This window comes from Thalassomonas actiniarum (genome assembly GCF_000948975.2).
Classification (GTDB): domain Bacteria; phylum Pseudomonadota; class Gammaproteobacteria; order Enterobacterales; family Alteromonadaceae; genus Thalassomonas; species Thalassomonas actiniarum.
In genome coordinates this window covers 6,391,153-6,414,666 of sequence record NZ_CP059735.1, presented here as the reverse complement: position 1 = coordinate 6,414,666, position 23,514 = coordinate 6,391,153, and the positions used below count along the sequence as shown (strand labels likewise).

Sequence of the window (23,514 nt, the reverse complement as noted above, 5' to 3'; positions counted from 1 at the left end):
AATTGTCTGATAATTCTACAAGCCGGTAATCTTAGCCTGAGCCGGTTTGCCGATAACGGGCAAAGGAATCTATTTGGTATCTGTTATGTCGCTACGTATAATAACTTATCGTTTGAACAACTATGTGAACTGATATGAGTCAGGTATTAGATGATTTACTGGCATTGTTAAAGTTGGAAGTCATAGAGCAGGGATGGTATCGCGGGCAAAGCCAGGATCTGGGATTTCGCGCCCTGTTTGGCGGCCAGGTGATGGGGCAGGCATTGTCGGCAGCACAGGAAACGGTGGCCGCCGATCGTTTTGTGCACTCCCTGCATTCGTATTTCCTGCGTCCGGGTGATGCAAAAAAACCTGTGCTGTATGAAGTTGAAAATATCCGCGACGGCGCCAGTTTCAGTACCCGCCGGGTCAAGGCGATCCAAAACGGTAAAGCCATTTTTTATATGACGGCTTCCTTCCAGCTCAGTGAAAACGGTTTTGACCACCAGGATGTGATGCCCCAGGTGCCGGGCCCGGAAGGGCTTGCTTCATACGGTGATTTTATTCATCAGCATCAGCTGGCGATCCCTGAGCCTATCCGCGGACTGTTTTTGGCAGAGAAACCGATAGAGATCAGGCCGGTACATCCCTATAACTGGCTGAAGCCGGAAAAAGCCGACAGCAGCTCCCCGGTATGGATCAAAACCAGCGGCCCTATGCCGGACGACTTGCGCATTCATACCTATATGCTGGCTTATGCGTCCGATTTTCATTTTTTACCCACCGCCTTATTTCCCCACGGCGTCAGCCATTGGCAGCCTGATTTTCAGATTGCAACCATAGATCATGCCATGTGGTTCCATCGCCCGTTCCGGTTTGATGACTGGCTGCTTTATGACATGCAAAGCCCGTCGGCCAGCAACGGCCGTGGGTTAGTGAAAGGACAGATCTTTAACCGCCAGGGAGAATTGGTGGCGTCCACTATGCAGGAAGGGGTGATCCGCCAGCGTTAATGACTGTGTTTTCCCGGAGATGTTTCTCCGGGAGACTTTTATTCGGGAAAACGTGCTTTGCCCTGCTGCCAGTCAAAGCCGGTCGGGTGCTGGAAAATACGCAAACCAAAGTGGGGCGCCATGGCATATAAATGATCAAAGATATCGGCCTGGATGCCCTCGTAGCTGACCCAGGCCTGTTCTTTGCTGAAAAAATATAATTCCAGCGGCAATCCCGCACCTTCGGCGGGCAGCTGGCGCACCATGCAGGTCATCTGCGGGTGTACCTGGCTATGTTGTTTCAGGTAAGCCTGGATATAGGCGCGGAAGGTGCCGATATTGGTGAGCTGGCGGCTGTTGACCTTATCCTCCTGATTCACTCCGGCCGCCTGGTTGCTGTGGGATAGCTGCTGACGTTTTTCGGCCAGATAATCTTTAAGCAGCACAATATCACTGAAACCGTTGATTTGCTGCGGGCTGCAAAAATCTATGCTGGAAATATCAATCCAGATGGCGCGCTTGATGCGCCGCCCGCCGGAATGGTACATGTCGCGCCAGTTTTTAAAGGAACCGCTGGTTAAGGCATAGGTGGGTATAGTGGTGATGGTCTTATCAAAATTTTGAACCTTGACCGTGATCAGGCCAATCTCCAGCACATCGCCGTCGGCGCCGTATTGCGGCACCTCTATCCAGTCGCCGGGAGCGACCATGCGGTTTGCCGATATTTGTATGCTCGCCACCAGGCCTTTAATGGTATCCTGAAAAATCAGCAGCAATACCGCGGTTAATGCCCCCAGGCCGCTGAGCAGGTAAAGGGGGGAGCGTTCGAGGATAAAGGAAATGGCCAGGATGGAGGCGACCAGGTAAACGATAAGTTTAAGCACCTGTATGGTGGCATTAAACGGCAGGTAGCGTTCCCGGGAGCTCTGCAGGTACAAGGTTTTGATGACATTAAGCAAGGCGCTGATACAAAAAGCGACCTGGAAGCTGATGGCACATTTGGCCGCTACCTGTAAGAAGCGGCTGTAGAGCTCATCCGGGGGCAAGAAAACCGGGGTCAGGAACAGCAATAACAAAAAGGGTACCAGCAGGGCGATGCGGGAGAATACCTGATGCTCGATCAGCAGATCATCCCAGCTGTTGCGGGTACCGAGCACAAGTTTGTGCACCAGCACCAGTACCTGGTGTTTGGCCAGGTAGTAGCCGATGGCGGATATCAGCAGAATAAGCCCGCTGCCGCCAAGCAGGACGGTGAGAGGCAGGTAGGCATGGCTGACGCCTTTGTCCGCCAGCCACATTGTTAATACTTCATGCATATGTTTGCTTCCCCAGGCGCGGGCATTTTCCCGGCGACTTTATGCCAGGTTAACTTACAGGGTTTTCCTTGGAAATCGTCTCTTGTGATGAGCATTTCTCCCTGTGCTGCTCAGTCATTGCCGTTAAGGTCTTATCTTTTTCCAGCCATAACTGATTGACCCATTGCTGGAAACTGATTTTAAATTGCCTGTCATTAAAGTAATCGCCGATCATTGAGCTTTCTATGGGAATGATATCTATGGCGACGACAACTTTATTGACCCGGCCGGAGATAAAGTCCAAAAAGCTGGGGATCCCCTCGGGGTAATGGATAGTCACATTGACAACTTTGGTCAGGTGCTGCCCCATGGCTTCGAGCACAAAAGCAATGCCGCCGGCTTTAGGCCTTAGCAGGTGCTGGAACTTGGATTGCTGTTTGCTGTGTTTGGCCGGGGTGTAGCGGGTGCCTTCGATAAAGTTCATCACGCTGACCGGTTTGTGTTTGAATTTTTCACAGGCCTTGCGGGTGGTTTCTATGTCTTTGCCTTTAAGCTCGGGGTGTTTTTTTAAAAAGCTCTGGCTGTAGCGCTTCATAAAAGGAAAGTCCAGCGCCCACCAGGCCAGGCCTAAAAAGGGGACATAGATAAGCTCTTTTTTCAGGAAAAATTTCAGGAAAGGGATCTTGCCGTGTAACAGGCGCTGTAATACCAGGATATCCACCCAGCTTTGGTGGTTGCTCAGCACCAGGTACCAGTCCTGCATAGTCAGGTTTTCGCTGCCGGTAACGACAAACTCGGTTTTGCTGAACAGCTTCTGGTTAAGGGTATTGACCGCCACCCAGTTGCTGGCCATCTGGTCGAGTAAATAGCTGAAAACTTTCTGCCATAACGGCAGCGGGATCAGCGCCTTCAGAAAGGAAAAAACAATGATCGGGCATAACCAGAATAAGGTGTTTACCACGTAGAGCAGAAAGGCAAAAGTTGCTTTTATCGGGCCGGGAAGAAAATTTAACATATCGATTCAGGTTTAGTTGTCAGCTGTTAAAAAGTTAAAGGTTCGCACATCAAGGTGCGATAGTTACTGTCTATCCGGTGACAGCGGTTTTCAACAAGGGCGTCACTGAATATTGAGCATTTGTTCAAAGGCTAATTTATCATATCCCGGGTGTCTACCGCTAAATAAATTATTTTCTGAGGGATTTTCTTTAAGCGGATCAAGTTCTTTTCTTTCTGAGTGTTTAGCGCTTTTGTTAATAATACCCGCTTGAGTACAAAAGCAGGTAAACATCTTGTTAATATCTAGAAATGAGCTGTTGTTCTTCGATTTTTCCCGAAAATGCCCGCTGTCTGCCCCGGGTAAAATAACAGCTATTTCGTGGTTAACTGAGTTTTGCACCGGGTTATTTTTACCGGCAAGCGGTTAAAAAAGCGCTAATTTCGTCAAAATACGCTCAAAGGTGTAAAAATCGACTTTTTGTTGAAAAAACCGTGAAAAGTTGATTGCAAATCACCCTGTTTTCGGGTCATTCTTAGGGTAACTGATTTGAGGGGGAAGTAATGAATTTTAACCGTGTGGTGATTAAAGTCGGCAGTGCCCTGGTTGCGCCGGATGCCAAGGGGTGTAGCGGTAAATATTTACTGGCAATTGCCCGGTTTATTACCCAGTGCCACCAGGCTGGTAAAGAAGTGATTTTAGTCTCGTCCGGCAGTGTTGCCGCCGGGCGCAAGTTGATCCAGCACGGCTCCCCGGTCCCCTCTATTCCCACCAAGCAGGCCATGGCGGCGGTCGGCCAGATGCAGATGATGGCCAACTGGCAAAGGTTTTTTGATGTGCCCTGCAGCCAGCTGCTGATCACCCACGGCGATTTAAAAGACAGGCAAAGGTATATCAATATCAAAAATACCCTGCGCATCTTACTGGAAAACCATGTCATCCCTGTGGTCAATGAAAATGATACCGTGGCCACAGATGAACTTAAGGTCGGGGATAACGATAACCTGGCGGCGCTGGTGGCCCTGGTCAGCGAAGCGGACAGGCTGTTGATTTTAAGCGATGTCGACGGGGTATTCGATAAAGACCCCCGCAGCCATGATGATGCGAACATGTTGCCGGAAATAACAGCAATCACGCCGCAAATTTATGCCATGGCCGGGGGAACAAAAAACCATCTTGCCACCGGCGGTATGCAAACCAAAATTCAGGCGGCGGAAAAAGCCGTGGAAAACGGTATCGACACTTATATTATCAACGGCACCAAAAGTGACGTCTTTGAGCAGCTGCTCAAAGGGGAAAATCCCGGTACGCATTTTATTGCCAGCCAGGGGGTAACCAAAGCCAGGAAGCATTGGCTTAAACATACCTTGAAAAGTGACGGCCAGGTGTTGGTGGATTTGGGGGCGGTGAATGCGGTTTCCGAGAAAGGTGCGTCATTATTGCCTTCCGGTATCCTGGAGGTGCTCGGAGAGTTTGTCGCCGGCGCCTCGCTGGAAATCGTCAATGCCGATAGCGGCGAAGTGATCGCCAAAGGGATTTGTCAGTATGGCCACAGGGATCTGCAACAGATCAAGGGGCAAAAAAGCGATCAAATTTATCAGCTGCTGGGCTTTTGTCCGAGCAAGGTGGTAATACACAGGGACGATATGGTGGTGCTGACAAAAACGGCTAACTAAAACGGGTAAAGAAGATGACTGAAAATAAAAATTTTGATATTGCTGTGGCGGCCGGGCAGGCTAAAGCCGCGAGCCGGGTGGTGGCCCAGTTAACAACCGCTGAAAAAAATGCCCTGTTAACGGATATTGCCGCGGCTATCGTCGCCGATACCGCTGCTATTCTAAAGGAAAATGAAAAAGACATCAGTGCCGGTAAAGAGAAAGGCTTAAGCTCAGCCATGCTCGACCGGTTATTGTTGACGGAGCAAAGGGTGGCGGATATTGCCGAGGCTATCCGGGAAATTGTCACCTTAACCGATCCCGTCGGGGATATCCGTAATCTGGCCCTGCGTCCCAACGGCATGCAGGTGGGTAAGATGGCGATCCCGCTTGGGGTCATTGCCATGATTTATGAAGCACGACCCAATGTGACTGCCGAGGCGGCGGCCTTGTGTATTAAATCCGGCAATGCCGTGATTTTACGCGGCGGCTCGGAAGCCATCCACAGTAACCTGGCGCTGGCACAGTGCCTGCACAAAGTGCTGCAGCAACGGGGTATCCATCAAGATATCGTGACCGTGATCCCGGATACCAGCCGCGGCGTGATCGAAGACTTGTTGAAACAGTCGCAAAGTATCGACCTGGTGATCCCCCGTGGCGGTGAAGGCCTGATCCGTTATGTTACTGAAAACAGCCGCATTCCGGTTATCCAGCATTTTAAAGGGGTATGCCATTTATTCATTGATAAATACGCCGATATCAATAAAGGTGTAGCTATTCTCGTTAACGGGAAAACCCAGAAACCCAGCGCCTGCAATGCCCTGGAAACCCTGTTGGTGCACCAGGATATTGCCGGGACATTTTTGCCCGAGGCGGCTAAAGCGCTGTCCCCTGCCCGGGTGAAAATTCATGCCTGTGAACTTAGCCGTGCTTATTTTGATGATGCCGAACTGGCGACGGATGACGACTATCATGCTGAATACCTGGCGCAGGAAATTGCCGTTAAGGTGGTGGACAGTTTTGATGCTGCTATCGGTCATATCAATGAGTTTACCTCAGATCATACCGAGGTAATTGTCAGCCAGGACTACAGCCGGGCGCAGCAGTTTGTCAAACGTATTAATTCTTCCGTGGTGATGATCAATGCTTCGTCGCGTTTTTCTGACGGCGGTCAGCTGGGATTGGGATCTGAGATTGGCATCTCTACCAGTAAGTTACATGCCTATGGCCCTATGGGGCTTGAAGCTTTAACGACAGAGAAGTTTGTGGTCTTTGGTGATGGCCAGATCCGGGAATAAAACCGGGCAGGTTAATAATAGAGATAAAACCTGCTCTTTGCCTTCCCCGATATTTCAGGACGGGAGGCTATGTATAAAAAAAGCCAGCTTATAAAGCTGGCTTTTTATTTAAGCATTTACTTTTATGCTTTACTGAGCGCTTTCAACGATACGTTTCATATCTGTCATATAACCGCGTAATTCCTTACCTATGGTTTCAACGCCATGGCTGCGGATGGCTTCATTAACTTCGATCAGACGGACATTATCAACGCCGTTGGAGCCGCTGATGCCTTGTCCTAAGTCTTCCAAAGTCAGCTTGCTGGCAAACTCTTCCAGCAAAGGTACTGCCGCATGGCTGAACAGGTAGTTACCGTATTCTGCGGTATCTGAGATCACAACATTCATTTCGTACAGCTTGTTACGGGCAATACAGTTGGCGATCAGCGGAGTTTCATGTAAAGACTCGTAATAAGCAGACTCGTCTATGATACCGGCGGCAACCATAGCTTCAAAAGCAAGTTCAACACCCGCCTTGATCATGGCAATCACAAAAATGCCTTTGTCGTAATATTCCTGCTCGCTGATGTCGGTATCGCAGTCAGGCGCCTGCTCAAAGGAGGTTTCTGCCGTTTCTGCGCGCCACTTCAATAAATTGGCATCGTCGTTGGCCCAGTCTTGCATCATGGTTTTGGAAAACTCGCCTTCGATAATGTCGTCCATATGTTTTTCAAATAACGGGCGTAAGATGACTTTCAACTCTTCCGACATATCAAAAGCCTTGATTTTTGCCGGGTTGGACAAGCGGTCCATCATATTGGTGATGCCGCCGTGCTTCAGGCCTTCGGTGGTGGTTTCCAGGCCGTATTGCAGTAATTTACGGGCATAACCGGCATCGACTCCGTTGGCTACTAACTGCTTGTGGCCCAGGATAGCGGCGGTTTGCAACATGCCGCATAAAATGGTTTGCTCGCCCATCAGATCGGATTTTACTTCGGCGATAAAGGAAGACTCCAATACCCCGGCACGGTCGCCGCCGGTAGCGCTGGCATAAGCTTTGGCAATCGCAAGGCCGTCACCGCGCGGATCATTTTCCGGGTGTACCGCGATCAGGGTCGGTACGCCAAAACCGCGTTTGTATTCTTCCCTTACTTCGGTACCCGGACACTTCGGCGCCACCATCACTACCGTGATGTCCGGACGGATCTGCATGCCTTCTTCGACGATGTTAAAACCGTGGGAATAGGACAAGGTGGCACCCTGTTTCATCAGCGGCATTACTGCGTTGACGGCAGAGGTATGTTGCTTGTCCGGGGTCAGGTTTAATACTAAGTCTGCCTGCGGGATCAGCTCTTCATAGGTGCCGACGGTAAAGCCATTTTCTGTCGCCCATTGCCAGGACTGGCGTTTCTCGGCGATGGCGGCTTCGCGCAGGGCGTAGGAAATATTCAATCCGGAGTCGCGCATGTTCAGGCCCTGGTTTAAGCCCTGGGCGCCGCAACCGACAATCACTATGTTCCAGTCTTTGATAAAGTTACAGCCGTCGGCAAACTCTTCGCGTTTCATAAAACGACATTTGCCCAGCTGAGCTAATTTTTCTCGTAAACTTAAAGTATTAAAGTAATTGGCCATGCTTGTCTCCGCTGCTTGACGCTGTTTCTTCGGAAAAGCGTCAAATTAAATCAAAAAAGTATAGGTCAGTATGCTGACGATAAAGAAATAATAACCTAGTCTTCTTGTTGCTTAAAATGATATATTTGCATTTTAGTGTTGCGATTTTTGCAACGTGGGATTATGGAATTTTTCACCTGAATTGTGAGGGTTTGTGGATATAAAATCATTACAAATGTTTCAGCACCTGGCCAACAGCCTGCACTTTGCGCAAACGGCCGAGGCTTTTCATGTCAGTCCGTCAACCCTGAGCCGGACGATACAGCGTCAGGAAGAATCCCTGGGCACTAGCTTGTTACACCGGGACAACAGGACCGTAGCCCTGACCGAGGCCGGAGAGCAGTTTAAGCACTATGTCGACCAGCAGCTGGAACAGTGGCAGTTGTTGAAATTGACCCTGAACCAAAAACAGGCGGAGCTTAAGGGCAAGTTGCATATTTACTGCTCGGTCACCGCTGCTTACAGCCATTTGCCTCCGCTGCTGGATCGCTTTCGCCAGCAACATCCGCTGGTGGAAATCATGCTGACCACAGGGGATGCCTCAGATGCCCTGGAGCAGGTCCAGCAGCAGGCGGTGGACTTTGCCATTGCCGCCCGGCCGGATAGATTGGCCGGTCGTTTTCATTTCCACCACCTGGCGCAAATTCCGCTGGTGGTCATTGCCCCGACCATAGCCTGCAGCGTGCAGCAGATGTTGCAGCAGCCAGCGTTAAACTGGTCGCAGATCCCGATTATTTTGCCCGAGCACGGCCCGGCACGGTCGCGGTTTGAGTCCTGGTACCGGAAAAAACAGCAGGGAAAACCTAATATCTATGCCACGGTTTCCGGGCATGAGGCGCTGGTGAGTATGGTGGCGCTGGGCTGTGGTGTCGGCATAACCCCAGAAGTGGTGGTGGATAACAGTCCGGTGAAAGACAGGGTGCAATACCTGCCCAAGGCCGGTGCCATTGAACCGTTTGAACTTGGCGTCTGCTGTTTGACCCAGAGACGGCAGCAACCGCTGATCAAGGCGTTTTTTGACGCCATCAGTTAATATGCGCAGCCGCTAAACCCGGGTCATACCGAAACGGCATCGTGACGTAATAACCTGTCCATAGCGCGGTATGACAGGGCTTCGATCAGGTGCTCATGTTTGATGTTTTCACTTGCTTCCATATCCGCCAGCCAGGTGTGAGGGGCGATTTCTAAAGGTTTCTATACGGAAACGGCATCGGTGAGGTGGCGTAATAACCTGTCCATGGCGCGGTATGACAGGGCTTCGATCAGGTGCTCATGTTTGATGTTTTCACTTGCTTCCATATCCGCCAGCCAGGTGTGAGGGGCGATTTCTAAAGGTTTCTATACGGAAACGGCATCGGTGAGGTGACGTAATAACCTGTCCATAGCGCGGTATGACAGGGCTTCGATCAGGTGCTCATGTTTGATGTTTTCACTTGCTTCCATATCCGCCAGGGTGCGGGCGATTTTTAAAATCTTATGATGCGCCCGGGTGGACAGACCTAATTTTTCCACCGCCAGTTCGAGAAAATCATTGTCCTCTTTGCTTAGCGGGCAGTAGCGGCGTACCTGGGGGCTGGTTAAGTGGGCATTAGCGATCCCCTGGCGCTGGATTTGCCGTTGACGGCAAGCCTGTACCCGCTGCTGGATCACCTGGCTGTTTTCGTTGGTTTTATTTTCGGCGGACCAGATCCCCCGCGGCAGGCGCGCCACTTCAATCTGGATATCGATGCGGTCCAAAAAAGGCCCGGATAAGCGGTTCAGGTAGCGCAATACCTGCTCCGGGGTGCTGCGGTTATCATTGTAAAAACCCGTCGGGCTGGGGTTCATGGCCGCCACCAGCTGAAAGCGGGCGGGAAAGCTTTGTTTGCTCAGCGCCCGGGAGATGGTGACTTCGCCGGACTCCATGGGTTCGCGTAAGACATCCAGTACTTTGCGGTCAAATTCCGGTAATTCATCCAGAAACAACACCCCGTTATGTGCCAGGGATATTTCCCCTGGCTTGGGCTGGCTGCCGCCGCCGACCAGGGCGGCGGACGAAGCCGTGTGGTGGGGAGCGCGAAACGGTCGCCTGAGCCAGGAGCTCTCATCTATGCTCTGATGGCTGATGGACTGGATTGCAGCGGCGGCCAGGGCTTCTTCTTCGCTCATTAACGGCAAAATGCCGGGCAAGCGGCTGGCGAGCATGGTTTTTCCCGTGCCCGGGGGACCGATAAACAGCAGGTTATGAGCGCCGCTGGCGGCAATTTCCAGGGCCCTTTTGGCCAGCGGTTGACCGATAACATCCGCCATGTCTTCTGTGATGATTTCTGTTGCCGTGATCTCTTTTTTAGCTTCCACCAGGGGTAACTGGCTCTGGCGCAGGAAATGGGGGTAGAGCTGGGTGAGATGGTCCAGGGCATGAATTTTCACGTCTCTGACCCAGCTTGCCTGGGGGGCATTTTTCCGGGGAAGAAACAGGGTCCTGCCCTGGTTTTTTGTCGCTATGGCCAGGGGAATTTCGCCGATAATTTGCCGGATTTCGCCGGAAAGCGCCAGTTCCCCGGCAAATTCATAGTGGTGTAAATCTGTTATCGGCAACTGATCCGAGGCCACCAGGATGCCGACGGCTATGGGTAAATCAAAACGACCGCCTTCCTTGGGTAAATCTGCCGGGGCGAGGTTGATGGTGATGCGTCTGGCGGGAAATTCATAACCGCAATTGATCAGCGCACTGCGTACCCTGTCTTTGGCTTCCTTGACCGAGGTTTCCGGCAAACCGACGATATTAAAGGCCGGCAAACCGTTGGCAAGATGGACTTCAACCGCCACCTGGGGTGACTCAAGACCCAACCGCGCCCTGCTGTAAACACATGCTAATGTCATAAAAATCCATTTTTAGCCACAAGCCTAAAATTCAAGTGTAGCTCTTGTGTGTTGTTTCGCGAATGCGGGCGCTTGATTTTTAAGCGAATTAAAAATGAACAATAAAAAAGCTTGCTAGGCGCCGTGAAGCTGTGGTACTAATTTAAATAGATGCAATTGATGCAAATAAATTTTCGGAAAAATTAAATAAACATGCAAAACCTTAGCTTAGTGATTATTAACATTCTCGTCGTGGTGATTATTAAATCGTCGCGGGGGTGTTCGTTGAGCTAAAGAAAAGCAAAATACAGAATTCCAAACCCCCGTTTCGAAAGAAGCGGGGGTTTTTTGCTTTCAGGGCCAAAGAAAATCACAGGGGACGGGATGTCCGCCCCGATTGAGGCAGCAGGGCTAAGCAGGTTTTAAGTACAAACAGCAAGATTAGCGGCGCAAATTGAATATTCAATAACACGCAGATGAAGATTATTTTTTGGAGTGAACAGCGGACACTTGGTCATTAAAAAATTGATGAATAACAAGTGAATAGTTTAAGCATATTATGGCAACTGACATGGCAAGCAAAATGGCAAACGAACAACAGCTCACCGGCGCATCCTTATTATTTCAGGTACTGCAGCAACACGGGGTCGAAGACGTTTTCGGCTATCCGGGGGGCGCGATTATGCCGATTTATGATGCCTTGTACGACAGTGAAGTGAAACACTATCTTTGCCGTCATGAGCAGGGGGCGGCGTTTTCTGCCGTCGGTTATGCCCGTGCTGCCGGTAAGGTCGGGGTATGTTTTGCCACTTCGGGACCGGGAGCGACTAACCTGATCACCGGCCTTGCCGATGCCATGTCGGACTCCATTCCCGTGGTGGCCATTACCGGCCAGGTGTCTACCAAGGCCATGGGATCGGATGCTTTTCAGGAAGTGGATATTATCGGTTTGTCGCTGGCCTGCACCAAACACTGTTTCCAGGTGAAGGATGTTAACGAATTAGAAGATGTGTTGCACCAGGCTTTTGATATGGCGCAGTCGGGCCGTCAGGGGCCGGTGTTGGTGGATATTCCCAAGGATATCCAATTGGCGGCGGTGACCGGGAAAAGCGGCAGTCTTGCTGTGTTAAAAACAGCCGGGCAGCAGGCGGACAAGGCCAGTCAGGCACCTGCCAATGTCGGTGCTGCCCTGGCGTTGCTGAGTCAGGCGAAAAAGCCGGTATTGTATGTTGGCGGCGGTGTCGGTATGGCGGGTGCGGTTGCACAATTACGTGAATTTATCGAAGTCAGCGGCATGCCAAGCGTTTCTACTTTAAAGGGGTTGGGGGCAGTCGATCCGAAAACCGATACATACCTGGGCATGCTGGGCATGCACGGCACCAAGGCCGCCAATTTAGCGGTACAGCAATGTGATTTGCTGGTAGCGGTAGGAGCAAGATTTGATGACCGGGTGACCGGCAAACTGGCGGAATTTGCCCCGGATGCCAAAGTGATACACTTTGATATCGACCCGGCGGAAATCAGCAAGCGGCGCGCTGCCGATGCCGTGGTGCTTGGAGATTTAAAGGTGAATTTACCCGCCTGTTGCCTGCCGCTGGAAATCGAGTCATGGCGCACGCAATGCCTGCATATGAAGGATAGTTTTGGCTGGAATTATGATCATCCCGGTGAGGGGATCTTTGCCCCGGCTTTTTTAAACCAGGTATCCCGGGTCATGCCGGAAAATACTGTGGTGACCACAGATGTCGGCCAGCACCAGATGTGGAGTGCGCAGCATATGGCTTTTTCCCGGCCGAGTAACTTTTTAACCAGCGGCGGCCAGGGCGCCATGGGCTTTGGTATACCGGCGGCAATCGGCGCCCAGGTCAGCCGGGCGCAGGATACTGTGATAGCCGTTTCCGGCGACGGCTCTTTTATGATGAATGTCCAGGAGCTTTCCACCATCAAACGTTATGGTCTGCCGGTGAAAATAGTGCTGATCGACAATGCCAAGCTGGGCATGGTGCGCCAGTGGCAACAGCTGTTTTTTGAACAGAGATACAGCGAAACCGATTTATCGGATAATCCGGATTTTGTCACCCTGGCAAGTGCCTTTGATATCAAGGCCAGGGCGATCAGCAAAAAAAGTGAAATATCTGCTGCCATCGAAGAAATGCTTAGCCATGACGGTGCTTATCTGCTGCAGGTGAAAATTTCTGCCAGTGACAATGTCTGGCCGCTGGTACCGCCGGAAACCGCCAATGACGACATGATGGAGAGTCATTGATGAACAGGAACTTATTGCAAATACCGGCCTTTGTGGCCTTAACACCTGCTAATACCTTTTACAACCAGGCCAGGAGCTAACAAGATGAACCAACATACATTGAAGATCACCGCATCGGATCAGCCCACAGTGCTGGAAAGATTGTTGCAGGTTACCCGCTACCGCGGTTTTGTCGTCACCGGCATGACCATGTTTCCCCAGGAGGCCGGGGACGAACTGGCGATCGAAATATCGGTACGCAGCGATAACTCAATCGACAATTTATACCATCAATTGGATAAATTATTCGACATCAGGGATATCAGGGTTGACAATACCACATCGCTGCAATGTCGCGCATAATAAAAACAACAGTTGTGTTGTAATTTAACGTTAGGAAAAGAAAATGGCTAAAGTAAGTGCTGAACTCATATGGTTTAATGGTGAACTCATTCCATGGCAGAACGCTACTGTGCATGTGATGAGCCACGCATTACATTATGGTTCATCCGTGTTTGAAGGGATCCGGGCCTATAACACCCATAAGGGCACCTGTATTTTTCGTTTGCAAGAGCATATCGAACGTTTGTTCGATTCCGCAAAAATCTACCGTATGGATATCCCTTATACCGTGGAAGAGGTGATGCAGGCCTGTAAAGATGCCGTCACCAAAAATAAACTTGAAGCAGCCTACCTGCGCCCGCTGGCCTTTTTAGGGGATGTCGGCATGGGCTTACGTCCGCCTGCCGATGCCAAGGCCGATTTAATGATCGCTGCCTTTAGCTGGGAAGCTTATTTAGGTGCCGATGCCATCGAAAACGGTGTTGAAGTTGGGGTATCGAGCTGGAACCGTTTAGCGCCGAATACTATGCCAACGGCGGCAAAAGCCGGTGGTAACTACTTGTCATCTCAGCTGATTTCTATGGAAGCCGGCCGTCACGGTTATACCGAAGGTATCGCCATGGACGTCAATAACCAGATCAGTGAAGGAGCGGGACAAAACTTATTCCTGGTACGCAAGGGCATCATTTATACCCCGCCGGGTACGGCGTCTATTCTTCAGGGCTTAACCCGGGATGCGGTATTCGTGCTGGCAAAAGAGCTGGGTTATGAAGTGCGTGAAGAAACTATCTCCCGTGAAGCCCTTTACCTGGCAGATGAGTTCTTTATGACAGGTACCGCCACTGAAATCGTCCCGGTGAAAACCGTAGACGGTTTACCTGTGGGTAGCGGCAGCCGTGGTCCTGTGACCAAAGCCTTACAAGAAGCCTTCTTCGGCATCTTCGACGGTACTACAGAAGACAAATGGGGCTGGTTAGAGCCGGTCACCGAATAAAGAAAAGCGGGAAACTTTTCCGGTTAAATACCGGTAAAGTTTCCCATTAATGTAACCAATATTTTTTAAATGGACATGTAAAGCTATGCCAAAATTAAGATCTGCAACTTCTACCCAGGGCCGCAATATGGCGGGTGCCCGAGCTCTCTGGCGTGCAACCGGTATGACGGACAACGACTTTGGCAAACCTATTATTGCCGTGGTGAACTCTTTCACCCAGTTTGTGCCCGGGCATGTGCATTTAAAAGATATGGGACAACTGGTGGCGGGTGCCATTAGTGAGGCAGGCGGTGTCGCCAAAGAATTTAATACCATCGCCGTGGACGACGGTATCGCCATGGGTCACAGCGGTATGCTTTATAGTTTGCCTTCAAGGGACCTTATCGCCGACTCGGTGGAGTATATGGTTAATGCCCATTGCGCCGATGCCATGGTGTGTATCTCCAACTGCGATAAGATCACCCCGGGCATGATGATGGCGGCAATGCGTCTGAATATCCCGGTGATCTTTGTTTCCGGTGGTCCGATGGAAGCCGGGAAAACCAAGTTATCGGATCAGATCATCAAGTTAGATCTGGTGGATGCCATGATCCAGGGGGCAGATCCGTCGGTATCCGATGAACAAAGCGATCAGGTGGAAAGATCCGCCTGCCCTACCTGTGGCTCCTGCTCGGGTATGTTTACCGCCAACTCCATGAACTGTCTGGCGGAAGCCCTTGGACTGGCACTGCCAGGCAACGGCTCTATGCTGGCAACCCATGCCGATCGGAAACAGTTGTTTTTACAGGCTGGCCGAGAAATTGTTAATTTAACCAAACGTTATTACCAGCAGGATGACGAGTCTGCCCTGCCCCGCAATATCGCCAATAAAATCGCTTTTGAAAATGCCATGTGTCTGGATATCGCCATGGGGGGCTCCAGTAATACCGTTTTGCATTTACTGGCGGCAGCCAATGAAGCGGAAATTGACTTTACCATGGCGGATATCGACCGTTTATCGCGCCAGGTGCCGCACTTATGTAAGGTGGCTCCTTCCACCCAGCAATATCATATGGAAGACGTACACCGTGCCGGTGGCGTGGTCGCGATTTTGGGTGAGCTGGCACGTGCCGGCTTGCTCGATACCGGGGTAAAAAATGTCCTGGGTATCAGCCTGGCGGAGTTACTGGAAAAGTATGATGTTGCCGTAACCCGGGACGACAAAATCAAAGACTTCTACCGTGCCGGTCCCGCCGGTATCCGTACCACACAGGCCTTTAGCCAGGACTGCCGCTATGACACCCTGGATATTGATCGCCAAAATGGTTGTATCCGTACCCGGGAACATGCGTTTTCCCAGGAAGGCGGACTGGCGGTATTATCCGGTAACATTGCCCTGGATGGCTGTATCGTAAAAACCGCCGGGGTGGCGGAAGAGAACTTAACCTTCACCGGTCCGGCCCATGTGTTTGAAAGTCAGGAAGATGCCGTGGAAGGCATACTGGCGGGTAAGGTGGTTGCCGGCGAAGTGGTGGTGATCCGCTATGAAGGCCCCAAAGGCGGCCCGGGCATGCAGGAAATGCTGTATCCGACCACTTATCTGAAATCCATGGGCCTGGGCAAGGCCTGTGCTTTGATCACCGACGGCCGCTTTTCCGGCGGTACTTCCGGCTTGTCTATCGGCCATATTTCACCCGAAGCGGCGGATGGCGGCGCTATCGGCCTGGTTGAGCAGGGAGATATTATTCATATCGATATTCCCAAGCGGGTAATTGCATTACAACTTTCTGATGAAGAGCTGGCGCAGCGCAGGGCTCAGATGCAGGCAAAAGGCAAAAAAGCCTGGCAGCCGCAAGCGCGGGTGCGTCCCATCAGTTATGCCCTGAAAAATTATGCCATGCTGGCCACCAGTGCCGATAAAGGGGCGGTGCGTAACCGTAAATTGCTCGACGGAGACACAGATGACTAAAGCCGAGGATGTGCAGGTCCCTGGTGACAGCGGGGATATGGATTACCTGCGCCGTATTTTGCTGGCGCCGGTTTATGATATTGCCGTTGAAACCGAGCTGACGCCATTAACTAAACTGTCGTCACGGTTAAACAACCAGATATTTCTCAAACGGGAAGATCAGCAGCCGGTACATTCTTTTAAACTGCGTGGTGCTTATAACAAGTTAAGCAATCTGTCGGAGCAGGAATGTATCCATGGCGTGGTGGCGGCTTCTGCCGGTAACCATGCCCAGGGACTGGCGCTGTCGGCGAGTAAGCTGGGTATCAAGGCGACGATCGTGATGCCGATCACTACCCCGGAAATCAAGGTCGACAATGTCCGGCGTTTCGGCGCCGAAGTGCGTTTGATCGGCCGCAGTTTTAATGAAGCCCAGGCGGCCTCGCTAAAATTTGCCCGGGAAGAACAGAAAACCCTGATCCATCCTTTTGATGATATCGATGTCATTGCCGGTCAGGGCACAGTGGCCAAAGAGTTATTACAGCAGCAGCCCAACGCCGATGTGGTGTTTGTGCCGGTTGGCGGCGGCGGTTTGCTGGCGGGTATGGCGGTTTATCTTAAACAGTTGCGCCCGGACATCAAAATTATCGGTGTCGAAGCGGAAGACTCTGCCTGCTTACAGGCGGCATTGGCGGCGGGCGGCCCGGTGGATCTTGACCAGGTGGGCCTGTTTGCTGACGGGGTGGCGGTGAAACGCATCGGTAAGCATACCTTTGATCTGATCCGGCGTTATTGCGATCAGGTGATCACGGTGAACAGCGATGAGATCTGTGCGGCGATAAAAGATATTTTTGAACAAACCCGGGTGATTGCCGAACCGGCAGGTGCGCTGTCGCTGGCGGCGGTAAACAAGTATTGCCAGACAAGTCCGGGTGATGAGTTGTTGGTGGCGGTGTTATCCGGCGCCAACATGAATTTCCACAGTTTACGTTATGTGTCTGAGCGTTGTGAACTGGGGGAGCAGAAAGAAGCGGTTTTTGCGGTGACTATTCCGGAGCAAAAAGGCAGCTTCCGCCGTTTCTGCCAGGCGCTGGCGGGACGGGTGATCACCGAATTTAATTACCGCTATGTTGGCAGCGACAAAGCCCATATCTTTGTCGGTATTCGCTTAAGCGGGGCGCAGGAGCGGCAGCAGCTGGCGGATATCCTGGAACAGGCGCAATACAAAGTGCGCGATTTCAGTGACAATGAACTGGCCAAGTTACATATACGTTATATGATCGGCGGACAAAATCCTATGCCGGTTAACGAACGTATCTTCCGCTTCCAGTTTCCTGAATATCCGGGAGCGTTAGAGCAGTTTCTCGATACCCTGGGGGAGCTGTGGAATATTACCCTGTTCCATTACCGTAACCATGGCGCCGCCTTTGGCCAGGTACTGGCAGGCTTTGAAGTTAAAGCCGAAGAAGAGCAGGACTTTTTTGAACATCTTAAGGCCCTGGGCTACAGCTGGCAGGAAGAAACCAATAACCCTGCCTATCAGGCGTTTTTAACCCGCTAAGTTATTTAGGTTGCCAGCTTTATTAACTCATTAATCCGGCAGGAAATTTTACCTGCCGGTTATTTCTTTTACCACTTTCCGTTTTCTGCTCTGGCAAGTAAAGCTGCCAAAAACTTGTATAAATAGTAAACAAAATGTTATATCCCTGGCTTGACTCTGGATGATTAATTGCTATTTTATGGGGGCACTTTCGGGTGCACAGGAATGAAAATAAATCAAAAGGATTGAGTTATGGAACTGAAAGTTAATAAGAAGAAATTAGCGAATTTATCAAGGGATTTGCATACTATGCCAATGGCGCTTACCGCAAAAATTGCCGGCGGCACCTTGTCGGAAATCTCTGCAACACCTGAAATACCTGAAATGCAGGGAAGGCATGTCAGGTTACTGACCAAGAAAAAACCCACTGAATACCAAATCATATTTTAATGTTATGGTGGTCAGTCGCTTGAATTTGCAATTAAGGCAACGGTCTTGTTAAATGTGGTAAAGACCGTTTTTTAATTTTTCCCGTTTAGCCCGATTAACTCTCTGTCTTTTCACTGGCCTGGGCTTCGTTATTTTCCTGCTCGGTGATCTTTATTTCCCTGTCTGCCGAGGCTATGGTTTCCTTGCGGTGTGCGATGATCACCCGGGTGATATCCAGGCGTTTAACCGCGTCATTGATGTCCGATTCCAGCTGGGTATCGAGGTGGCTGGTGGCTTCATCCATAAACAGGATCTTAGGTTTCTTATATAAGGCCCGTGCCAGGATAATACGTTGCTTTTGTCCACCGGATAAGCTCGAGCCCATATCGCCGATGAGGCTGTTATAGCCCATGGGCATATTGCTGATATCGTCATGGATCGCTGCCAGTTCGGCGCAATACACCAGGTGTTCCATATCTATCGGGGTATCAAAGAAGGCGATATTGTCCGCCACCGAACCGGATAACAGTTCATCATCCTGCATTACCGCGGCGATTTGCTGGCGGTACTGCTTATGTCCCAGTTGTTGCAGCGGGATATCGTCTATCAGCACCTGGCCCTGCTGTGGCTGGTTTAAGCCGAGCATGATTTTCAGCAAGGTGGATTTGCCGCTGCCGGAAGGCCCGGTAATGGCCACGGATTCACCGGCACTGATATGCATATTGACGTCTTTGACCACATCCTGTCCGGCATCGCTGTAGCTGAAGGAGACATTTTCCAGGGTAATTTTCCCCTGGATCTTATGGGGCTTGGCATCCTCTTCCTGCAGCACTTCTTTTTCCGTCAGGGCGATATCCGCCAAACGCTCGAAATGTAAGCCCAGCATTTTAAATTCGATGACTTTTTCGATCAGCGCCGCCATCTTGTCGATAAATTGCCGTTTATAGGCCATAAAGGCAAACAGCATACCGGTACTGAAACCGCCGTCGATCACCAGGTGGGCGGCCAGATAAATCACCGCGATATTTTCAACGCCAAACAGGAAGCGGTTGATGGCATCGTAGGAAATCACAAAATTGCCGAAACGGATATTCTGGTTGATGGCGGCGGCAAAACGGTTTTGCCACTGGCCTTCCCTTTTCACTTCCGAGCCGAACAGCTTGATGGTCTGGATGCCGCGTACGGTTTCCATAAAGTTGCTGTTTTCTTCGGCGCGGGCAATGATTTCCTGCTCGCTGATGGCGCGGTACGGTTTATAGCTGAGAAAACGCACCAGGGCATAGAGGCAGACCGCAGCCAATACCACAGCCGACAGTGCCGGGCTGTAAAAGAAGATCATGCCCAGGGTGATCATCGCCATCAGGCCATCGATAATGGTTTCTATTACCCCGGTAGTCAGCAGCCTTTTGACTTCCTGCAAAGAGCCGAAGCGGGAAACCACGTCCCCCATATGGCGCTTTTCAAAATATTGCAGCGGCAAACGGATCAGGTGATGGAATAAATTGGCCCCGAGCTGGATACTCATTAAGTTGGCAAAATGCATCAGGGACAGCCGCCGGATGGCATTGGTGACGGTTTCAAACAGCAGCAACAGGAAAAAGCCTATTGCCAGTACAGTCAATAACGAGGTATCTCCGGTAAGGATGACGTCATCCACCACCAGCTGGATATAATAGGGGCTGGCCAGGGCGAATACCTGGATCAGCAGCGACAGGGTGAAAATCAGGGTCAACGACTTAGTCAAGCCGGTGATCTTGCTCCAAAAATCACTGAATTTCAGTGACGGCGGCGGCTCTTTTTGTTCAAAAGCCTGGGTCGGGCTCAGTTCCAGCGCTATGCCGGTAAAATGCCCGGAGACTTCTTCATATTTTAATTTTCTGACGCCTGATGCCGGATCATGAATGACGATGCCTTTGGCGTTGGCGGACTTTAACACCACAAAATGGTTGAGATCCCAGTGTAAAATACAGGGAGTCTGCAGGTGCTGCATATCGTCGAGTTCGATGCGCAGCGGCCGGGAGGTGAGCTCCAGCTTTTCGGCAAAATGCATGATATCGAGCAAGGTCGCCCCTTCAAGGGAGAGGCTGAATTTTTGCCGCATTGCCAGCAAATCGGATTTATGGCCGTGATAGCCCGCCACCATTGCCAGCGAAGCCAGGCCGCACTCGGTTGCTTCCGATTGCAGCAATAACGGCAGGGTTTTACGATGCCAAAACTGTAATTTTGCGCCGGGAGAAGAAGTATCCATAATCTAGTTACAGTCCTTGGCTGAGAATTTATACATAGGTGTTAACGGGCTTGCGGACAAGCCTATTGATAGTGAGAACATTTATAACTGGCCTTTAATACTCAGAACAGGGTCAAACAACCAGTGTAATAAGGAGCGCTCTTCGATAATAATATCGGCGTCGAGCATCATGCCGGAGCGCAGGGAAATTTCTTTACCGTAGGCATTGATATTCTGCTGCGCCAGGTCCACCACTACCCGGTAGGAAGGCTGGTTGATCAGTCCCGGGGTATCAAGTTCATCCGGTAAGATCACACTGGTGCTGATTTCTGAAATGGTGCCGTCATAAATGCCAAACTTCTCATAGGGAAAGGCGTGATACCTTAACCGGGTTTTTTGGCCGCTGTTGATAAAACCAAAGGCCGAGGTGGGGACATAAATCACCGCCTGCATGGCACTGCCGTCGGGTAGGATATTAAGCAGGCTCTGGTTGGTCAGTACCGATTTTCCCGTTTTGGCCAGTAAACCCGAGACTATGCCGTCTGACGGTGCCCTTAGTTCCCCCAGCCGCTGTTGTTTGATGGTGGCCAGCTGTACCCTGGTTTCCGCCAGCTGGGTATTGATTTGGTTGTTGAGCTTGGCCTGCTCTATCGGCAGTTGAGCCAGCTGGTTTTCTATCTGTTCAATTTGATCGTTAATACTCAACCGCTCCGAGCGGATGCCGGAAGCCTGCTGATCCAGGGACAACAGGGAATCTTTTTGTTTTTTCAGCTCGAGATCGGAAATATAGCCGGTACCCGCCAAAGTAGAGACCTGCAGCACGATTTCTTTGTTGATGGCGATACGTTTGTCAAAAATGTCTTTTTGCAGATCCAGCTGCTGCAGGCGCTTTTTGAAATTGCTGAATTTATTTTCCAGCTCAGTGATCTGCAGCTGGTGCTGGGTTTGCTGTTTGCTTTTTTGCTGTTCCAAAGTAGTGATCTGGAACTGATACTGGTTGATCAATGACTGGTTGAGTTCAAAACCTTCGGCGCCATGTTTTTCCGAGGTGATGCGCAGCAGCGGCTGATCTTTTTGCACCGCCTGGCCTTCCTGTACCAGTAACTGGGTGATAATACCCGATTGCGGCGCGGTTAATTTCACCAGGCCGCTGTCCGGTTGCAGCATGCCGCTGACCCTTTCTTTACGGGTATAACTGCCGATGGAGAGATAAACCAGGCTAATGAAAACGATAAAAACCATGAGCAGGGCAAAGGATTTAAATAGCGGCGGCTGAACTAAGCTGACGGCTCCGTCCAATCTGTGGCGTTTTTTTTCTAATACTTCGGGACGGAAAAGGTTATCCATAACAGTTACTACGGGCTCTTGCTAAATCAAAATCATGATAGCATAGCTGATAAACTATGTTAATAAATTGTTTTTCCTATAAAAAATAGCTGGTTACATTAAAAGGTGTTGATAAGTTGTTCAATTTCCTTAAGCTTTTTTTATGTGTTTTTGGCTGAAAATTATCCCTGTGCCCTGCTGTTTTGAGTGGCCAAAGGCCGTTATTTATCGCGGAATTTTTGCTAACAAAATGATTTTTTTGCATTTGCTTCCCCCTTCACTTAGCTTACTATAAGCAGATATTTCTTCAGGTAGTAGGTTTATGAACAAGGTATTTAAAGCGGCCGGCGTTATGCTGGCGACCGGTTTGGCGTTAACTGCACAATTTTCACAGGCGGCAGAAGAAAATTCCTCCTGGCTGGCATTATCCAAGAAAGAACTTAAGAAAGTGGAAACTTATGCCACCGGTTATAAGGACTTTATCCACAAGGCGAGAACTGAAATCAGTTTTGTGGATGAAACCGTGAAACTGGTGGAAGCCCAGGGTTTTAAACCGCTGAAAAGCGACAGCGTATTAACCCCGGGAGCGCGTTTTTATGATGTCAACCGCGGCCGGGCGATGAATCTGATCGTTATCGGTGAAAAGCCGTTGACCCAGGGGGTACGTATCGTCGGCTCCCATATCGATTCGCCGAGAATAGAATTAAAAGGCCGTCCTTTATATGAAAAAGAAGGTTTTGCCCTGGTGCAAACCTATATTCACGGCGGCATCAAAAATTACCAGTGGGTGAATATACCGCTGGCGCTGGTGGGGCATGTTGATAAAAAAGACGGCAGCCGGGTGAAGATTTCTATCGGTCTTGACGCCGACGATCCTGTGTTTATGGTGCCGGACCTGGCCCCGCATGTGGATCAGGAATACCGTAAAAGATCGAATCGCGAAGTGATCAAAAAAGAAGAACTTGATGCCATTATTGCCTCTAAACCGGGTAAAAAATCGAAAGTAAAACAGCAGGTGATCGCCTATTTAAAGGCAGAGTACGGTATTTCACTTGCCGATCTGGTTTCTGCGGAGCTGGCGCTGGTGCCGGCAATGAAACCGCGTGATGTCGGCATTGACCGTGCTTTGATTGCCGCTTATGGTCAGGACGATAAGCTGGCGGCCTATGCCTCGGTTAAAGCGATATTGGAGCAGGAAACCCCGGAATATACCGCGATGGCGTTCCTGGTGGATAACGAAGAAGTCGGCAATATCAATAATACCGGCGCCAAGTCTACCTACCTGGTGGATTTGATTTCCGAAATGCTTTACCTTAACAAAGGCGGCGATTATAACGATCATTTCTTACGCCAGGCGCTGAAAAATACTAAGGTGATCTCTACCGATGTCAATCCCGGGGTGAACCCTAACTGGCCGGGTGTCTGGGATCTGGGCAATGCGCCGCGTTTAGGGCAAGGAGTTAACCTCAAGCTTTACGGCGGCGGTTTTAATGCCAATTCCGAATATATTGCCTGGACCCGCAGTTATTTAGACAAGGCGGATATCTTATGGCAAACCAGCACTTATAAAGGTAAGGCTTCCGGCGGTACTATCGGCAGCAGCTTGTCTAAAGATAATATGGAAGTGATCGATTTCGGCGTGCCGGTATTATCGATTCACTCGCCTTATGCCCTGAGTTCAAAAGTGGATATCTACTCCCTGTACCGGGCCATGAGTGCTTTTTACCGGTATTAATGGTATAAAACTGTGTCCCCCTTTTTTGGCTGAGAGAATGCTGCA

At 50.5% G+C, this 23,514-nt stretch carries 17 protein-coding genes; 11 read left to right on the top strand and 6 right to left on the bottom strand.

Annotation, left to right across the window (positions count from 1 at the left end):
• The first annotated feature begins 134 nt into the window (after positions 1-134).
• Positions 135-992 carry an acyl-CoA thioesterase II gene (tesB, locus tag SG35_RS27905; RefSeq protein ID WP_044834362.1) on the top strand — a complete coding sequence of 286 codons (858 nt, stop codon included), beginning with the start codon at positions 135-137 and terminating at the stop codon, positions 990-992.
• A 38-nt stretch (positions 993-1,030) separates the two neighbouring features.
• Here the strand turns inward: tesB and SG35_RS27900 are convergent, their stop codons facing one another.
• Positions 1,031-2,287: a mechanosensitive ion channel family protein gene (locus tag SG35_RS27900; RefSeq protein WP_044834361.1), complete on the bottom strand. Its 1,257-nt coding sequence runs from the start codon at positions 2,285-2,287 to the stop codon at positions 1,031-1,033.
• A gap of 49 nt (positions 2,288-2,336) precedes the next feature.
• Positions 2,337-3,281 carry an acyltransferase gene (locus tag SG35_RS27895; RefSeq protein WP_044834360.1) on the bottom strand — a complete coding sequence of 315 codons (945 nt, stop codon included), beginning with the start codon at positions 3,279-3,281 and terminating at the stop codon, positions 2,337-2,339.
• Between the two features lie 542 nt (positions 3,282-3,823).
• Here SG35_RS27895 and proB point away from each other — a divergent pair.
• The gene (gene proB / locus SG35_RS27890) at positions 3,824-4,936 is read left to right on the top strand and encodes a glutamate 5-kinase (RefSeq protein WP_044834358.1); all 1,113 of its coding nucleotides are present in this window, start codon (positions 3,824-3,826) and stop codon (positions 4,934-4,936) included.
• Between the two features lie 14 nt (positions 4,937-4,950).
• Entirely contained in the window at positions 4,951-6,213 is a 1,263-nt protein-coding gene (locus SG35_RS27885; RefSeq protein ID WP_044834357.1) for a glutamate-5-semialdehyde dehydrogenase, read from the top strand.
• Positions 6,214-6,342: 129 nt separating this feature from the next.
• On the opposite strand, the gene ilvC is transcribed toward SG35_RS27885, so the two are convergent.
• Positions 6,343-7,824 carry a ketol-acid reductoisomerase gene (gene ilvC / locus SG35_RS27880; protein ID WP_044834356.1) on the bottom strand — a complete coding sequence of 494 codons (1,482 nt, stop codon included), beginning with the start codon at positions 7,822-7,824 and terminating at the stop codon, positions 6,343-6,345.
• Between the two features lie 193 nt (positions 7,825-8,017).
• Here ilvC and ilvY point away from each other — a divergent pair, with 193 nt between their 5' ends.
• Entirely contained in the window at positions 8,018-8,896 is an 879-nt protein-coding gene (gene ilvY, locus SG35_RS27875; RefSeq protein ID WP_044834355.1) for an HTH-type transcriptional activator IlvY, read from the top strand.
• 305 nt (positions 8,897-9,201) lie between these two features.
• On the opposite strand, the gene SG35_RS27870 is transcribed toward ilvY, so the two are convergent.
• Entirely contained in the window at positions 9,202-10,725 is a 1,524-nt protein-coding gene (locus tag SG35_RS27870; protein ID WP_044834354.1) for a YifB family Mg chelatase-like AAA ATPase, read from the bottom strand.
• A gap of 562 nt (positions 10,726-11,287) precedes the next feature.
• On the opposite strand from SG35_RS27870, the gene ilvG reads away from it, so the two are divergent.
• The 6 genes from ilvG (at position 11,288) to SG35_RS27840 (ending at position 18,202) form a co-directional block, all read left to right on the top strand.
• The gene (gene ilvG / locus SG35_RS27865; RefSeq protein ID WP_044834482.1) at positions 11,288-12,970 is read left to right on the top strand and encodes an acetolactate synthase 2 catalytic subunit; all 1,683 of its coding nucleotides are present in this window, start codon (positions 11,288-11,290) and stop codon (positions 12,968-12,970) included.
• Between the two features lie 84 nt (positions 12,971-13,054).
• Positions 13,055-13,312 (top strand): acetolactate synthase 2 small subunit, encoded by a 258-nt coding sequence (gene ilvM, locus SG35_RS27860; RefSeq protein ID WP_044834353.1) that lies wholly within the window; start codon positions 13,055-13,057, stop codon positions 13,310-13,312.
• Between the two features lie 43 nt (positions 13,313-13,355).
• Positions 13,356-14,285 (top strand): branched-chain amino acid transaminase, encoded by a 930-nt coding sequence (locus SG35_RS27855; RefSeq protein ID WP_044834352.1) that lies wholly within the window; start codon positions 13,356-13,358, stop codon positions 14,283-14,285.
• An 85-nt stretch (positions 14,286-14,370) separates the two neighbouring features.
• Positions 14,371-16,233, top strand: a complete 1,863-nt coding sequence (ilvD, locus tag SG35_RS27850) for a dihydroxy-acid dehydratase (protein WP_044834351.1) — start codon at positions 14,371-14,373, stop codon at positions 16,231-16,233.
• Positions 16,226-17,773: a threonine ammonia-lyase, biosynthetic gene (ilvA, locus tag SG35_RS27845; protein ID WP_044834350.1), complete on the top strand. Its 1,548-nt coding sequence runs from the start codon at positions 16,226-16,228 to the stop codon at positions 17,771-17,773. The genes ilvD and ilvA overlap by 8 nt, the downstream gene beginning before the upstream one ends.
• A 231-nt stretch (positions 17,774-18,004) precedes the next feature.
• Entirely contained in the window at positions 18,005-18,202 is a 198-nt protein-coding gene (locus SG35_RS27840) for a hypothetical protein (protein WP_044834349.1), read from the top strand.
• Positions 18,203-18,296: 94 nt separating this feature from the next.
• Here SG35_RS27840 and SG35_RS27835 read toward each other — a convergent pair whose 3' ends face one another.
• The gene (locus tag SG35_RS27835; protein WP_044834348.1) at positions 18,297-20,429 is read right to left on the bottom strand and encodes a peptidase domain-containing ABC transporter; all 2,133 of its coding nucleotides are present in this window, start codon (positions 20,427-20,429) and stop codon (positions 18,297-18,299) included.
• 81 nt (positions 20,430-20,510) lie between these two features.
• A complete protein-coding gene (locus SG35_RS27830; RefSeq protein ID WP_044834347.1) occupies positions 20,511-21,755 on the bottom strand; it encodes a beta-barrel domain-containing protein in 1,245 nt (414 codons plus the stop codon).
• Positions 21,756-22,056: 301 nt separating this feature from the next.
• Between SG35_RS27830 and SG35_RS27825 the strand changes: the two genes are divergently transcribed.
• Positions 22,057-23,469 (top strand): zinc-binding metallopeptidase family protein, encoded by a 1,413-nt coding sequence (locus SG35_RS27825; protein WP_053043229.1) that lies wholly within the window; start codon positions 22,057-22,059, stop codon positions 23,467-23,469.
• The last annotated feature ends 45 nt before the right edge of the window (positions 23,470-23,514 follow it).

Bases quoted from the DNA above. Each gene is read 5' to 3' on its own strand.
- tesB (WP_044834362.1), top strand. From the start codon at position 135: ATGAGTCAGGTATTAGATGATTTACTGGCATTGTTAAAGTTGGAAGTC.
- SG35_RS27900 (WP_044834361.1), bottom strand. From the start codon at position 2,287: ATGCATGAAGTATTAACAATGTGGCTGGCGGACAAAGGCGTCAGCCAT.
- SG35_RS27895 (WP_044834360.1), bottom strand. From the start codon at position 3,281: ATGTTAAATTTTCTTCCCGGCCCGATAAAAGCAACTTTTGCCTTTCTG.
- proB (WP_044834358.1), top strand. From the start codon at position 3,824: ATGAATTTTAACCGTGTGGTGATTAAAGTCGGCAGTGCCCTGGTTGCG.
- SG35_RS27885 (WP_044834357.1), top strand. From the start codon at position 4,951: ATGACTGAAAATAAAAATTTTGATATTGCTGTGGCGGCCGGGCAGGCT.
- ilvC (WP_044834356.1), bottom strand. From the start codon at position 7,824: ATGGCCAATTACTTTAATACTTTAAGTTTACGAGAAAAATTAGCTCAG.
- SG35_RS27870 (WP_044834354.1), bottom strand. From the start codon at position 10,725: ATGACATTAGCATGTGTTTACAGCAGGGCGCGGTTGGGTCTTGAGTCA.
- ilvG (WP_044834482.1), top strand. From the start codon at position 11,288: ATGGCAAACGAACAACAGCTCACCGGCGCATCCTTATTATTTCAGGTA.
- ilvM (WP_044834353.1), top strand. From the start codon at position 13,055: ATGAACCAACATACATTGAAGATCACCGCATCGGATCAGCCCACAGTG.
- SG35_RS27855 (WP_044834352.1), top strand. From the start codon at position 13,356: ATGGCTAAAGTAAGTGCTGAACTCATATGGTTTAATGGTGAACTCATT.
- ilvD (WP_044834351.1), top strand. From the start codon at position 14,371: ATGCCAAAATTAAGATCTGCAACTTCTACCCAGGGCCGCAATATGGCG.
- ilvA (WP_044834350.1), top strand. From the start codon at position 16,226: ATGACTAAAGCCGAGGATGTGCAGGTCCCTGGTGACAGCGGGGATATG.
- SG35_RS27840 (WP_044834349.1), top strand. From the start codon at position 18,005: ATGGAACTGAAAGTTAATAAGAAGAAATTAGCGAATTTATCAAGGGAT.
- SG35_RS27835 (WP_044834348.1), bottom strand. From the start codon at position 20,429: ATGGATACTTCTTCTCCCGGCGCAAAATTACAGTTTTGGCATCGTAAA.
- SG35_RS27830 (WP_044834347.1), bottom strand. From the start codon at position 21,755: ATGGATAACCTTTTCCGTCCCGAAGTATTAGAAAAAAAACGCCACAGA.
- SG35_RS27825 (WP_053043229.1), top strand. From the start codon at position 22,057: ATGAACAAGGTATTTAAAGCGGCCGGCGTTATGCTGGCGACCGGTTTG.